Origin of the sequence: Moraxella catarrhalis (genome assembly GCF_001656295.1) — a bacterium.
In the GTDB taxonomy this organism is placed as follows: domain Bacteria; phylum Pseudomonadota; class Gammaproteobacteria; order Pseudomonadales; family Moraxellaceae; genus Moraxella; species Moraxella veridica.
In genome coordinates, this window is sequence record NZ_LXHE01000018.1 from 14,427 (window position 1) to 28,152 (window position 13,726).

Annotated in this window: 12 protein-coding genes and 1 pseudogene; 6 read left to right on the top strand and 7 right to left on the bottom strand. The window is 45.4% G+C overall.

What is annotated here, in order from left to right; all coding sequences use genetic code 11:
* Positions 1 to 59 precede the first annotated feature (59 nt).
* The 3 genes from thiC (at position 60) to AO382_RS08215 (ending at position 4,385) form a co-directional block, all read left to right on the top strand.
* Positions 60 to 1,931: a phosphomethylpyrimidine synthase ThiC gene (thiC, locus tag AO382_RS08205; protein ID WP_064620039.1), complete on the top strand. Its 1,872-nt coding sequence runs from the start codon at positions 60 to 62 to the stop codon at positions 1,929 to 1,931.
* A 109-nt stretch (positions 1,932 to 2,040) separates the two neighbouring features.
* On the top strand, positions 2,041 to 3,879 hold the full coding sequence (locus AO382_RS08210; protein WP_064620042.1) for an ABC transporter ATP-binding protein: 1,839 nt from the start codon (positions 2,041 to 2,043) through the stop codon (positions 3,877 to 3,879).
* 134 nt (positions 3,880 to 4,013) lie between these two features.
* The gene (locus AO382_RS08215; RefSeq protein ID WP_064620045.1) at positions 4,014 to 4,385 is read left to right on the top strand and encodes a YgiW/YdeI family stress tolerance OB fold protein; all 372 of its coding nucleotides are present in this window, start codon (positions 4,014 to 4,016) and stop codon (positions 4,383 to 4,385) included.
* 93 nt (positions 4,386 to 4,478) lie between these two features.
* On the opposite strand, the gene argH is transcribed toward AO382_RS08215, so the two are convergent.
* The gene (gene argH / locus AO382_RS08220) at positions 4,479 to 5,882 is read right to left on the bottom strand and encodes an argininosuccinate lyase (RefSeq protein ID WP_064620048.1); all 1,404 of its coding nucleotides are present in this window, start codon (positions 5,880 to 5,882) and stop codon (positions 4,479 to 4,481) included.
* A gap of 226 nt (positions 5,883 to 6,108) precedes the next feature.
* On the opposite strand from argH, the gene hemC reads away from it, so the two are divergent.
* From hemC to rlmB, 3 genes are read left to right on the top strand one after another with little or no spacing between them, the layout of a single operon-like run.
* The gene (gene hemC / locus AO382_RS08225; protein ID WP_064620051.1) at positions 6,109 to 7,068 is read left to right on the top strand and encodes a hydroxymethylbilane synthase; all 960 of its coding nucleotides are present in this window, start codon (positions 6,109 to 6,111) and stop codon (positions 7,066 to 7,068) included.
* A 3-nt stretch (positions 7,069 to 7,071) separates the two neighbouring features.
* On the top strand, positions 7,072 to 7,836 hold the full coding sequence (locus AO382_RS08230) for a uroporphyrinogen-III synthase (protein WP_064620054.1): 765 nt from the start codon (positions 7,072 to 7,074) through the stop codon (positions 7,834 to 7,836).
* A 59-nt stretch (positions 7,837 to 7,895) separates the two neighbouring features.
* The gene (gene rlmB / locus AO382_RS08235; protein WP_064620055.1) at positions 7,896 to 8,768 is read left to right on the top strand and encodes a 23S rRNA (guanosine(2251)-2'-O)-methyltransferase RlmB; all 873 of its coding nucleotides are present in this window, start codon (positions 7,896 to 7,898) and stop codon (positions 8,766 to 8,768) included.
* A 64-nt stretch (positions 8,769 to 8,832) separates the two neighbouring features.
* On the opposite strand, the gene nqrM is transcribed toward rlmB, so the two are convergent.
* The 6 genes and pseudogenes from nqrM to AO382_RS11495 form a co-directional block, all read right to left on the bottom strand.
* Positions 8,833 to 9,090, bottom strand: coding sequence for a (Na+)-NQR maturation NqrM (gene nqrM / locus AO382_RS08240; protein ID WP_064620058.1), 258 nt, complete (start codon positions 9,088 to 9,090; stop codon positions 8,833 to 8,835).
* A 153-nt stretch (positions 9,091 to 9,243) separates the two neighbouring features.
* Positions 9,244 to 11,151 carry a molecular chaperone DnaK gene (dnaK, locus tag AO382_RS08245; RefSeq protein ID WP_064620061.1) on the bottom strand — a complete coding sequence of 636 codons (1,908 nt, stop codon included), beginning with the start codon at positions 11,149 to 11,151 and terminating at the stop codon, positions 9,244 to 9,246.
* A 203-nt stretch (positions 11,152 to 11,354) separates the two neighbouring features.
* On the bottom strand, positions 11,355 to 11,879 hold the full coding sequence (gene grpE / locus AO382_RS08250; RefSeq protein ID WP_064620064.1) for a nucleotide exchange factor GrpE: 525 nt from the start codon (positions 11,877 to 11,879) through the stop codon (positions 11,355 to 11,357).
* 99 nt (positions 11,880 to 11,978) lie between these two features.
* Entirely contained in the window at positions 11,979 to 12,338 is a 360-nt protein-coding gene (locus AO382_RS11315) for a DUF4130 domain-containing protein (RefSeq protein ID WP_081261394.1), read from the bottom strand.
* Positions 12,293 to 12,775, bottom strand: a complete 483-nt coding sequence (locus tag AO382_RS11320; protein ID WP_081261395.1) for a DUF4130 domain-containing protein — start codon at positions 12,773 to 12,775, stop codon at positions 12,293 to 12,295. Before AO382_RS11320 ends, AO382_RS11315 begins: the two co-directional genes overlap by 46 nt.
* Positions 12,776 to 12,923: 148 nt before the next feature.
* Positions 12,924 to 13,553: pseudogene (locus tag AO382_RS11495) on the bottom strand (hypothetical protein).
* Positions 13,554 to 13,726: the final 173 nt, after the last annotated feature.

Genomic DNA, 13,726 nt, shown 5'->3' on the forward strand with positions numbered 1-13,726 from the left:
AAGCCATCACTGGCATGGTCTTTAAATGGCTTGATTTGTAGCCAATTTAAGGACATGCCATGAGCCAACCGACCAACCCAGCTTTAAACCAAATCATTGCCCAACATGATGAAGATGCCAAAGATTTAACCCGAGTTTTACCTGCTTCTAAAAAGGTGTATGTCCAAGGGTCTCGCCCTGATATTGCCGTGCCATTTCGTGAAATTAGCTTAACAGATACACCAACAGGGCTTGCCCAAGGCGGTCTTGAAAAAAATGAGCCAATTTTGGTTTATGATACCTCAGGTGTTTATACCGATCCTAATGTACAAATTGACCTAAATAAAGGTCTGCCTCATGTGCGTCAAAACTGGATTCTTGAGCGTGATGATAGCGAAGAGCTTAGTGGATTAACTTCCCAATTTGGGCGTGAGCGTCTTAAAGACATTCGCACCCAAAATATCCGTTTTGCCCATATATCAAAACCACGCCGAGCCAAATTGGGTAAAAACATCACTCAAATGCACTATGCCAAGCAAGGTATCATTACCCCTGAGATGGAATACATCGCCATTCGTGAAAATCAGCGTCAGCGTGAAGGCATTGATATGCGTCAGCACCAAGGACAAAACTTTGGGGCAAATAATTTAACACAGATTACCCCAGAATTTGTCCGCTCTGAGGTTGCTGCAGGGCGTGCGATTATCCCTGCCAACATCAATCACCCTGAATGTGAGCCAATGATTATTGGGCGTAATTTTTTGGTAAAAATCAATGCCAATATTGGTAATTCTGCTTTAGGTTCTAGCATCGAAGAAGAGGTTGCCAAGATGACATGGGCGACCCGCTGGGGAGCAGATACCATCATGGATTTGTCCACAGGCAAAAATATCCACGAGACACGAGAATGGATTATCCGTAATTCACCTGTGCCGATTGGCACAGTGCCGATTTATCAGGCGTTAGAAAAAGTCGGTGGCGTAGCAGAAGATTTAACTTGGGAGATTTTTAGAGACACACTCATCGAGCAAGCTGAACAGGGCGTGGATTATTTTACCATCCATGCAGGCGTGCTACTTCGTTATGTGCCACTGACTGCCAATCGTTTGACAGGTATCGTCAGCCGTGGCGGCTCTATCATGGCACAATGGTGCTTAGCTCACCATCAAGAAAACTTTTTATACACACATTTTGATGAAATTTGTGAGATTATGAAAGCTTATGATGTGTCATTTAGTTTGGGTGATGGGCTAAGACCTGGCTGTATCCAAGATGCTAATGATGAAGCACAGTTTAGCGAGCTACGCACACTTGGTGAGCTGACCCAAAGAGCGTGGGAGCATGATGTGCAGGTGATGATTGAAGGACCTGGACACGTGCCGATGCACATGATTAAAGAAAACATGGATTTGCAGCTAGAAGTCTGTCAAGAAGCACCGTTTTATACGCTTGGTCCGCTCACCACCGACATCGCCCCTGGCTATGACCACATCACCAGTGCGATTGGGGCGGCGATGATTGGCTGGTATGGCACGGCGATGCTATGCTATGTTACGCCAAAAGAGCATTTGGGCTTACCTAATAAAAAAGACGTCAAAGACGGCATCATCACCTACAAAATCGCCGCCCACGCTGCCGACCTTGCCAAAGGGCACCCTGCCGCTCAGGTGCGTGATAATGCCCTGTCCAAGGCGCGCTTTGAGTTTCGCTGGGAAGACCAGTTTAACTTGGCACTTGATCCAGATACGGCTCGCTCTATGCATGATGAAACCATGCCAAAAGAAGCCCATAAATCGGCACATTTTTGTTCTATGTGTGGCCCAAAGTTCTGCTCCATGAAGATTACCCAAAATGTCCGTGACTACGCCAAAGGATTGGATGTGGAAAGAGGACTACAACAAATGAAAGAAAAATATAAAGAAGAAGGCAGTAAGCTGTATCACGAAGTGTGATTTTACTTAATACTTTGGGATATTTTTCAAGATGGCTTGTTGGATGGATGTTCGGCAAGCCATTAAATTCTGTTATAATGGATAATTGTATTCATAAAATTGGTCACTTATGTCGTTCTTTTCATATTTTGAAAAACGTTTAGAGTCTTTTCCTGATATTAGCTTGCCCACTCATACTCATTCGTTGGCTTCATTTATTTATGCCTGTACTTTGGGATATCGTGGTTGGCTTTTGTTATTTACAGTATTAACAGCAATTGCAGGCATCTATTGGGCATATGTGTATGCGTGGATTGGGCAAATTGTCGACTGGCTTAGTGTGTATTCTCCCAGTGAATTTTGGACACAAAAAAAGTCAGATCTATTGATCATGCTGGCAATCAGTGCGTTCATTCCGCTGGTGCTTTTGTTTGAGACAACCATTCACCATCAGGTACTACAAGGGGTAGTGCCAATGCGTTTACGCTGGATTTTTCATCAGCAAATGCTGGGCCAGTCGATGCAGTTTTATCAAGATGAATTCTCTGGCCGTGTGTCAGCCAAGGTGATGCAAACCGCTTTGGCGGTGCGTGATGTGGTCATGACGCTGATTGGTGTGTTTGTCTTTATTCTCACTTTTTTGGTGGGAGCAGGGGCTGTTTTGACAGGGATTCACCCACTACTGACAGTGCCATTTGTGTTTTGGATTTTAGCGGTAGCAGCTTTATTGGTGTTTGTATTGCCACGCCTTCAGCGTACCAGTCGGATACAGGCGGATGCCCGTGCTTTGATGACAGGTCGGATTACCGACGCTTATGCTAATATCAATACAGTAAAGCTATTTAGCCATTCACACCGAGAATCTGGCTATGCCAAAGAAGCCATGAAACATTTTTTAGGCACAGTGCATGACCAGATGCGACTGGTCTCATTACTTGAAATTTTGGTTTCTGTGATTGCTGTCTTGACGGTCTCAGGATCGGTTGCGATGAGCGTGTATTTGTGGATGTCTGGCGTGGTGGGTGCAGGTGCAGTGGCGGTTGCAGGGGCGCTTGCTATTCGTTTGCAGGGTCTGACCCATTGGGTACTTTGGGAGACGGCGGGATTATTTGAATATCTAGGCACGGTTCAAGACGGTATGAAGACTTTGACCACGCCACATCATGTGGTAGATGAGCCTAATGCCCGAGTGTTTCATGTGAAACAAGGACAGATTGATTTTAAGCAAGTTTCATTTAACTATGGCAAAAAAGACCAAAGCCAACCATTGCTTGATGATTTTAGTTTATCCATCAAGGCAGGCGAAAAAGTCGGATTGGTAGGTCGCTCAGGGGCAGGCAAGTCCACGCTGGTTAATTTGCTTTTGCGATTTTATGATATTGATGGTGGTCAAATTTGCATTGACCAGCAAGATATTAAGACCATCACCCAAGAATCTTTGCGTCAAAATATCGGCATGGTCACCCAAGATACTTCGCTACTACATCGTACAGTGCGTGAAAATATCGCTTATGGTCGTCCTGATGCCACCGATGATGAGATTATCGCAGCCGCCAAAGCAGCTCATGCATGGGATTTTATCCAGACTTTAAAAGATAAATTTGGCAATACAGGGCTTGATACACAGGTTGGCGAGCGTGGTGTCAAGCTGTCAGGTGGTCAACGCCAGCGTATCGCCATTGCTCGTGTGATGCTTAAAAATGCACCGATTTTATTGCTTGATGAAGCAACCAGTGCGCTAGACAGTGAAGTTGAACACGCCATCACCCAAAGTCTTGATGATATGATGGCAGGCAAAACCGTCATCGCCATCGCTCATCGGTTATCGACCATCGCTTCGATGGATAGACTGGTGGTGATGGATGAAGGGCGTATTGTTGAGATGGGTAGCCATGATGAGCTGATCGCCAAAGACGGCGTGTATGCCTCGCTTTGGGCGCGCCAAAGCGGCGGATTTTTGGCTGAATGATATGATCCGATCATCTAAGATCGTTAAGATAACTTTAAACACTCAGTTACAATACTGCGTTTTGCTTAATATTTGCTTAAGATTTTTGTGGTTTAATAGCGTCAAATCTCGTTTTTATCTTATTTGGAGTTTTTATGAAATTTCAACATATCGCAGTGGCTGCGATTACTTTAAGTGCTTGCACTGCGCACGCCAACTACCAAACTCAAGCTACCAAAGCACCTGCTGTGATGCCTGCTGCCCAAAATAGCACCATCGCACAGACTAAGACCTTTCGTGATGACACAAAAGTGGTTGTACAAGGTAAATTGACACGCTATGTCGGCGACGAAAAATTTGAGCTTCATCAAGACGGCACAGGCAGTATCATCGTTGAGATTGATGATGATTATTATTATCAAAATAATCCACAGTCTTTGGTGGGTAAAACTGTCATCATTCACGGTGACATTGATCGTGATGACTACCACATTGAGATTGATACCAAGCACCTTCAAGTGCGTTAATTGAGTGAATTTGGTTTAATTTTGGTTTAATAATATCTTGAAACAAAAAATCCCATGCTGCACGGCATGGGATTTTTAGTTTAAATGGCTTTCTTAAGCAGTTTTGGTGGGATGGATGATCCGCTCACGACCGCGCTCAATCGCTGCCAAAACTTGATTGGGCGCGGTACCACCGATGTGGTCGCGCGCGCTCAACGACCCTTCAAGCGTCAAACACTCAAAGACATCGTCGCCGATGAGTGGGCTAAAGCTTTTTAGCTCATCTAGCGAAAGTTCGCTCAGATCCACGCCTTTTGAGACGCCAAGCCCAACTGCTTTACCGACCACTTCGTGCGCATCACGAAATGGCAAGCCTTTTTTGACCAAATAATCTGCCAAGTCGGTTGCTGTGGCGTAGCCTTTCATGGTCGCTGCACGCATACTATCGGCATTTGGGGTGATATTTGGCAGCATATCGGCAAAGGCAAGCAAGCTACCGCTTAAGGTGTCCACGCAGTCAAACAGCGGCTCCTTGTCTTCTTGATTGTCTTTATTGTAGGCAAGCGGCTGATTTTTCATGAGTGTCAGCAAAGTGGTGAGCTGCCCAAACACGCGCGCTGCCTTACCGCGTACCAATTCTGGGACATCGGGATTTTTCTTTTGTGGCATGATCGATGAGCCTGTGCAGAAGCGATCAGGAATATGCACAAAGCCAAACTGAGCGCTCATCCATAAGATCAGCTCTTCACTCATGCGCGATAAGTGCATCATCAAGATAGACGCATTGGCAGTAAACTCGATGGCAAAATCACGATCAGACACCGCATCCAGTGAGTTTTGGCAAATGCCCTCAAAACCAAGCAGACGCGCGGTGATGGTGCGATCAATCGGATAGGTAGTGCCTGCCAAAGCAGCAGATCCAAGCGGCATTTGATTAATGCGGCGGCGTGTATCCACGAAACGCTCGCTATCACGCACCAGCATCTCAAACCATGCCATCACGTGATGCCCAAAGCTGACAGGCTGGGCGGTCTGAAGATGGGTAAAGCCAGGCATGATGGTGTGAGTGTGGTTGGCTGCCAAATCAAGTAGCCCAGTTTGTAGCTTGGCAAGTAGCCCTAAGATATTATCTGTCTCATCACGCAGCCACAGGCGGATATCTGTAGCGACTTGATCATTACGGCTGCGACCGGTGTGTAGCTTTTTGCCGACATCACCGATGAGCGCCGTCAAGCGACTTTCGATATTCATATGCACATCTTCAAGCACTACCGACCACTCAAACTCGCCTTTGTCGATCTCGGCTTGAATTTGAGTAAGACCTTGAATGATTTGATCGGATTCGTCTTGGGTGATGATGCCGCACGCACCCAACATGGTGGCGTGGGCGATTGAGCCTTGGATATCTTGGCGCGCCATACGCTTATCAAAATTGACCGATGCGGTAAATTCTGCGACAAAACTGTCCGTCGCCTCTGAAAAACGACCACCCCACATACTTGAAGTTTGTTCGCTCATGGTGATTCCTTGTATGACTTTCAAATGATAAAAATGTGCCCAAAGTATACCATAATTTTGGGCAGCGCGTGATGGTGCTTTTGTCTCAATTTTATAAATTGATTAATAAAAATATCTAATTAATAATAATCAGCACAAAGATCATCAATAAATCCATGGTAGATATTGGTATTTACTCGCCAAATTTCTTATAATAGGTTAAATTTATCAAAGATTTGGATCACATATGACCATGCGCACCCTAACCATCGCCACACGTCAAAGCCCGTTGGCGCTGTGGCAGGCAAATTTTATCAAAGCAAAACTTGAGCAACTCTACCCATCGCTGTCAGTTGAGCTGCTTGAGATGGTCACCAAAGGCGATAAGATTTTGGATACACCACTTGCCAAAATTGGTGGTAAGGGGCTGTTTGTTAAGGAGCTTGAGCAGGCTTTGTATGATAAGCGTGCTGATATTGCAGTGCATTCGCTCAAAGATGTACCGATGGTGCTGCCCGAAGGGCTGATGCTTGGGGCTTATTGTGAGCGTCATGCGCCGACAGATGCGTTTGTATCTAATCGTTTTGAGCATTTGGATGATTTGCCCACAGGGGCAGTTCTTGGCACATCCAGTCTACGCCGTGAGTGTCAGCTGCGTCAAGCTAGACCTGATTTGGACATCAAAAGTCTGCGTGGCAATGTCGGCACTCGGCTAGGCAAATTGGATGCAGGAGAATATGACGCCATCATCTTGGCGACCAGTGGTCTTGAGCGCTTGGGTTTACATAAGCGGATTCGTCATGAGCTTGACGATGATCTGTCGCTGCCTGCGGTGGGTCAAGGGGCGCTTGCCATTGAATGTCGTCAAGATGATGAAGAAATAAAGTCGCTGCTATCCCCGCTAAACCATCCTAAGACGCGCCTGTGCGTGCTGGCTGAGCGTGCCATGAATCGTGCGCTTGAAGGCGGCTGTCAGGTGCCGATTGCGGGGTTTGCCGTGATTGAAGGTGGTGTGCTGACTCTGCGCGGACGCGTCGGCTCGGTGGATGGTAAAACTTTATTAAAAGCGCAGCAATCACTCAGATTGACCGATGAAACCCAGATGGATGAACCAGCTGCCGAACAGCTTGGGGTGGACATCGCGCACGAGTTACTATCCCAAGGCGCGGATGATCTCTTAAAACAAGTTTATCAAAACGCGCATTAATCCATGATGCCAATGTTACTCATCAACACCCGACCTAAGCACCGCGGACAAGCCATTCGCCAAATGACGGATATGACGGTCATTGATCTGTCGCTATTAGACATCCAGACGCTGCCCATGACAGAGGCTAAAGCGTCGATGATGCGCGCATGGCTTGATCATCACTACGATGCGCTTGTAGTGACCAGTGTTGAGTCGGCGCGGCGTGCGCTTGAGTATTTGGATGATCTAAATGGTGAAAGTGATTGGCAACAAACACTGCCTGATGCGCCCATCGTTGCTGTCGGCTCGGCGACTGCCAAAGTGCTGACTGATCGTGGGATACCTGTTATTTTACCAAAGATTGCCAATAATGAAGGCATGCTGGCTATGACTGAGATTCAAGCGCTGGCATCGGGCAGCAGGCTTTTGATTTGGCGGGGTGTTGGTGGGCGCAAGCTACTAAACGATACATTAAAAGCGCGGGGCGTTAAGATTGATATTATTCGTTGGTATGAGCGATTCATCCCCGCAGATTTGATGGATAATTTTCAGAAAAATTTAACAATAATCAACGAAAAAGCCGATATCTTTGTCATTATTAGTAGCCAAATGGCATATCAAGCATGGCGGAGGTTGCCGCATCATAGACAGTATCACTATTTGGCACTGGGTGAGCGGCTTAAGAATATCATCCGTGCTCATGAGCCTGACGCGATGGTTGATGAGCTTGTGACGCTTGAGCCTGATGAGATTCGCCAAGTCATTCACCAACATTCTTTAGCCTAACCCAAGCCATACCGATCTTACTGGTATGATAATCAATGTAATCACTCAAAGATACTATCATGAAAAAACACGGTCAAAAATCAGATCACCGCACCTTAAAATCTCACTCTAAAGAAAAAATAAATAAACCATCTCGTCAAGCTAAGCCAGCCAAACCCAAAAATCCTTATTTTTATGGCATCCACGCTGTCAGCATGCTGCTCAAACGCCGCCCTGAAGAGGTGCTAAGCTTATTTATTCAGATGCGCGATGATGGTCAAATGAGCGAAGAACACCGTCGTATCGCAGCGTCTGCAGAACAATTTGGCATCAGTATCCAAAGCGCTCAGCGCGAGCGCCTGACCGAGCTCTGTGACAGTCCGCAGCATCAAGGCGTTGTCGCTTTGGCGCGCCCTACGCCGATGGCAGATGAGGCGATACTAGATGAGCTTATGGACAAAGACGAGGCGCTGTTTTTGGTGCTTGATCAGATCACTGATGCCCATAATTTGGGCGCCTGCTTGCGTAGCGCTTGCGCGATGGGCGTAGATGCGGTGATTATCCCACGCCATCAGTCTGCACCGATGACGCCGACGGTTGCGAAGGTTTCGGTGGGGGCTTCGGAGGTCATCAGTGTCATCAGTGTGACCAATTTGGCTCGAACACTAGAAAAAATGAAAAAAGCAGGTGTATTTATTTTTGGAACAGCACTTGATAAGTCTGCTAAGCCAGTATTTGAATGTGATTTTGGGGGTAAGGTTGCCATCATCATGGGTTCAGAAGGTGATGGCATGCGTCGATTAACTCAAACGATGTGTGATACTTTGGTATATATTCCTATGGCAGAAGTTGTGGATCGCCCACAAAGCCTAAATGTCAGTGTTGCCACAGGAATGGTGTTATATGAGGTGATGCGTCAAAGACAAGGGTTTGGGCAGATGTTGCTTGTTTGATTCTCAATCGCCAACCAATAAAATCAGTCAAATGACTATGTATTGACTGATTTTATTTGGATTTTTAAGCTTGTTTGGCAATCTTACTTAGTTTATTGCGAGTGGTATCGTCAATCTTATCAATATTACTTTCGCATTTATTGGGGTCATTGCCACAAAATTGGCAATGCTCATCACCCATTAAGGTCGCCACACCGCCACAAGATCCCTTAAGTGGCTTTTTTTTGACAAAATAGCCAACACTCATGAATAAGAAAAATAAAATAAAAATCCCAAAGGTAACAAAAAAGATGGGAATAAACTGATTAAGCGTGTCGTTCATGGCTTCTCCTTATATTGAAGTGGCGAATTTGTCAAACAAGTCGTAGTATAACATTTTATCGCTACTGTCATGTCATGTTTTGGGAATTTTGTATCCTGATTTTAAAAATGGCCCATCTTTTGATGGACCATTTTTATCAGAGTCATTTGGTAATTACTTGTCTTTGACTTCGGTGAATTCAGCGTCAACGACACCATCATCAGCGGGTTTTGCTTGTTCTTGTTGTGGCTCAGCACTTTGAGCACCTGCATCAGCATAGATTTTTTGGCTGATTGGCAAGAATGCGTTATCTAGCGCTTCAAGTTTTGCCTTGATGTCATCGGCATCATCTTCTTTGGTGGCAGCTTCAAGCGCGCTGATAGCAGCTTCTACAGAAGCAGTCTCTTCAGCCGTTACTTTATCGCCAGCTTCTTTCAAGGCTTTTTGAACAGCGTGAATACGACCATCTGCTTCGTTGCGAGCGTTTGCAAGATTTGCAAACTTCTCATCTTCAGCGGCATTCGCTTCAGCGGTGCGAATCATCTCTTCGATTTCAGCTTCTGATAGACCTGAGTCTGCTTTGATCTGAATCGATTGTGATTTGCCAGTGCCTTTGTCTTTGGCGCTGATATTCATGATGCCGTCAGCGTTGATGTCAAAGGTGACTTCAATCTGTGGCACACCGCGTGGTGCCGGTGGAATATCTGTCAAATCAAAGTTACCCAAAAGTTTGTTTTGGTTGGCGATTTTACGCTCACCTTGATAAACTTGGATAGATACCGCTGGCTGATTATCCGCTGCTGTTGAGAACACTTGTGATTTTTTGGTTGGAATCATGGTGTTCTTCTCAATGATCGGTGTCATCACGCCGCCCATGGTTTCGATACCCAAAGTCAGCGGAGTCACGTCAAGTAGCAGAACATCTTTTTTATCACCAGACAATACCGCACCTTGGATGGCAGCGCCCATCGCAACGGCTTCGTCAGGGTTAACGTCTTTACGAGGTTCTTTACCAAAGAACTCTTGAACCTTTTGTTGAACCAATGGCATACGCGTCTGACCGCCGACCAAAATCACATCATCGATGTCGCTTGCTGTTAAGCCAGCATCTTCCAAAGCGGTTTTGCAAGGAATGATCGTGCGAGCGACCATCTCTTCAGTTAGGCTTTCAAGCTTAGCGCGGCTGATGGTAACAACCAAGTGTTTTGGACCTGTGGCATCAGCGGTGATGTAAGGCAAGTTTACTTCTGTTGATTGACTGCTTGATAGCTCAATTTTGGCTTTTTCGGCAGCTTCTTTTAGGCGTTGCATCGCCAAGGCATCACCTTTTAAGTTAACATCTTGTTCTTTTTTAAACTCTTCAACCAAATAATCAATCAATGCTAAGTCAAAGTCTTCGCCGCCCAAGTGAGTGTCACCATTGGTCGCCAAAACTTCAAATTGTTGCTCGCCATCGACATCGGCAATCTCGATGATTGATACATCAAATGTACCACCACCCAAATCATAAACTGCCACAGTTTTATCACCACCTTTTTTATCCATACCGTATGCCAGTGCAGCTGCGGTTGGCTCGTTGATGATACGCTTAACATCTAGACCTGCGATTTTACCAGCATCTTTGGTGGCTTGGCGCTGCGCATCGTTAAAGTAAGCAGGCACAGTGACAACCGCTTCGGTCACAGATTCGCCAAGATAGTCTTCGGCGGTTTTCTTCATTTTGCGTAAAACTTCAGCACTGATTTGTGGTGGTGCTTGTTTTTTGCCGTTAACTTCTACCCATGCGTCGCCGTTGTCAGCTTTGACGATTTTAAAAGGTACTAACGAGATGTCTTTTTGGACTTCTTTGTCTTCAAAACGGCGACCGATTAGGCGTTTGATCGCAAACAGCGTATTTTTTGGGTTGGTGACCGCTTGACGCTTAGCAGCTTGACCCACCAAAGTTTCACCGTCTTTAAATGCCACAATCGACGGCGTGGTACGTGCGCCTTCTGCGTTTTCGATGACTTTTACTTTATCGCCTTCAAGTACTGCCACGCATGAGTTGGTTGTACCTAGGTCAATACCAATGACTTTAGCCATAATTTACTCCAGATTTAAAATTATTTTAATGTTGAAAATTGTTGGTGCTTAGCTCAGCTTTAAAGTTTAATTTAAAATCTCACCAAGCTTGAGTGTTATATTTGTTTTATTTTTGGCTTTTCAAGGGGATAATCGAACTTTTTTCAAAAAATTTATTTTCTTTTAAGTCATTGAAATTATTCAATAAATCCCCAAGAGTCGACCTACGCTCCGACCAGTACCATCGCAGGTCTTAAGGTGCGCTCGTTTAAGGTATAGCCTTTTTGTAGGACTTGACCGATGATGTCTTTTTCGGCATCTGGGAAAATGCCTACCGCTTCATGAATCTCAGGATTGAAGGCATCGCCGATGTTGCCCACTGCAGTCACGCCATTTTTTTCTAGCACGGTCAGTAGGGATTTTTGGGTCAGCTGTAGCCCTTCAAGCGTGGCGTCATCAGCACCCGCTTTTTGGCTGGCATCGATGGCGCGCTCAAGATTATCAACCACATCCAAAAGCTCTTTGGCAAACTTTTGTAGCGCAAATTTCTTGGCTTTATCGGTTTCTTGCTCCATGCGGCGCTGGGCGTTGTAGCTTTCGGCATTTGCGCGGGCAGCCACTTCCTTGGCTTCTTTGACTTCACTTTCTAGCGCTTGGATTTGGCTTTGAAGTGCCTCAACTTGATCAGCTGTCGTCGCCTCAGACGCGACCTCTTCTGTGACGGTTTGTTCGGTGGTTTGCTCGGTCATAATTACCCCAAAAAATTAACATAAATTCCCCATCTTCATAATGGTTAAGGATAAAATTTTCAAGGGATGGGCGTAAAAATATTCAATGATCAGATTAAGTTAGGGTATCTCAATGCCTTGTTTTTCGGTCAAAAAGCGCCAATAGCGCTTGGGCGGCTGCTGTACATGATGGCAGATATTCTTACGCTCCTCGATGCTGACATGTTTAAAATACACCTGCCAAAGCTTTTGATATTTGGATTCAATAACACTATGAAAAACTTTGGGGGTATGAATCATCTTTTGGTCGATATCGACAATCATCTCCAAAGACGGCTTGGCTTCTGCGCCGTTATAATAAATGCCATAGTGGCGATGCACATCAAAAATCAGCCAATTTTGCTTGGCGAATCTGCGCCGAAAAAACTGCGCAATCAGCGGCAGGACATCAAAATCTGGAATGATCTTGGCAAAATACAAATCGTCCCATGCTCAAAGCGCACGAAGGCGCACATGCGATGGCGCTCTCGGTGAACTTTTTGAACCAAATTTGAGACCAGTCGCGCATCTGGATCGCCCAGATTTGACAGCATGGCTTGTTTTGGACGCTTGATTTTTTGTTGAATTAAGCGGTATAAGCTGCTGTACACTTGTTCGTTTTCGGATAAAAAAGCAGACAAAATCTCATTAAGCTCTTTTTTGCTGCACAGCGCTTGTAGCTTGGTCATCACTCGGGCGGCTTTGGCAGGATCGGTCGGGCAGTCGATGACGGTCTGTAAAAAACTCGGCACAAATCGGTGCTGATTGACAATATCAGCGCCCAAAAGCTTGAGCGCATAACCCTCAAACACAGCGCTCAAAAAGCCCTCAAAGCTGCCATCAAAACTCAGCACAGTATCCATTGAGCTACCCATCATACCAAGCACCAATCTTAGCCAAACAAGTCAGGCTGATTGCTTGGCTTGAATTTACTGGTGGTTTGGTCAAGCACGATTTGGCAAAAATTAGCAATGTCTAATTGATTAGAACTTACGCACCATCTTAACTCAAGAAAACATGATAGTTCTAGCTAGATTTTGGATTTAAATGGAATAAATCATCAGCGACCTGTTTGGACACTTGAGCAACCACAGGCTTAAAAAGATTACTAACCCAAGCATACACCGAAGAAAAGCCAAGGCTTACTTGCTGTTTTAAATACACAAACGCCATCAATGATGAGAATACATGATTACGGATTTTACACTCACGGTGAAGCTGAAACTTTTTTCTGTACTTGTAGCCATTCATCTTGTTTGATTAAAACGGTTCGGTTGGCTTTAACAGCAAACATAAACCCTAACTCAGCTTTTTTGATGTGTTTAAGGTTTTCTTTATTGCTGTACCAACTGTTACCTGTGATATCTTGTCTTTGTGGTCGTAAAGTCGATGGTTAATCGGTTGGCTGTTACCTTGTCGGTCAGTGTAGTATAGGGTAATAAGGTTGATGACTTTGACGGTTTTATGGTGTTTGCCACTGTCGTAGTAGCCGATGAGGTCGGTTTTGTTGCTGTAGGGTTTGTCAAGGACGGTGTCGTCTATGCTGATGATGCCACCAATTGGGTTGATGTGTGCTATTGCTTGGTCGTAGAGGTCACGAGGCTCATAATTTTCTCTGCCTAGAAAGTTGTTGATGCTGTCATGCCCAATGTCGATGCTTTGGGCTAGTCATGTGCAGGTCGGATGTTTGGGTTCGCTGATGAGCATTCCAATATCGTGTCCTAGGGTGCAGTGGGCAGTGCTGGGTCGGGTTAGTTGTCGCATTTTTAATGTTGTGCTGGTTTTTCCTTTAGCTTATCATGCTGTTGTTAGATAGTGCGTAAGTTCTA

What these genes read in the sequence shown, in the direction of transcription:
- AO382_RS08230 (WP_064620054.1), top strand. Translation starts at nt 7,072, where the DNA reads ATGATGCCAATGTTACTCATCAACACCCGACCTAAGCACCGCGGACAA.
- AO382_RS08210 (WP_064620042.1), top strand. Translation starts at nt 2,041, where the DNA reads ATGTCGTTCTTTTCATATTTTGAAAAACGTTTAGAGTCTTTTCCTGAT.
- dnaK (WP_064620061.1), bottom strand. Translation starts at nt 11,151, where the DNA reads ATGGCTAAAGTCATTGGTATTGACCTAGGTACAACCAACTCATGCGTG.
- argH (WP_064620048.1), bottom strand. Translation starts at nt 5,882, where the DNA reads ATGAGCGAACAAACTTCAAGTATGTGGGGTGGTCGTTTTTCAGAGGCG.
- hemC (WP_064620051.1), top strand. Translation starts at nt 6,109, where the DNA reads ATGACCATGCGCACCCTAACCATCGCCACACGTCAAAGCCCGTTGGCG.
- grpE (WP_064620064.1), bottom strand. Translation starts at nt 11,879, where the DNA reads ATGACCGAGCAAACCACCGAACAAACCGTCACAGAAGAGGTCGCGTCT.
- AO382_RS11320 (WP_081261395.1), bottom strand. Translation starts at nt 12,775, where the DNA reads ATGATGGGTAGCTCAATGGATACTGTGCTGAGTTTTGATGGCAGCTTT.
- rlmB (WP_064620055.1), top strand. Translation starts at nt 7,896, where the DNA reads ATGAAAAAACACGGTCAAAAATCAGATCACCGCACCTTAAAATCTCAC.
- AO382_RS08215 (WP_064620045.1), top strand. Translation starts at nt 4,014, where the DNA reads ATGAAATTTCAACATATCGCAGTGGCTGCGATTACTTTAAGTGCTTGC.
- thiC (WP_064620039.1), top strand. Translation starts at nt 60, where the DNA reads ATGAGCCAACCGACCAACCCAGCTTTAAACCAAATCATTGCCCAACAT.
- nqrM (WP_064620058.1), bottom strand. Translation starts at nt 9,090, where the DNA reads ATGAACGACACGCTTAATCAGTTTATTCCCATCTTTTTTGTTACCTTT.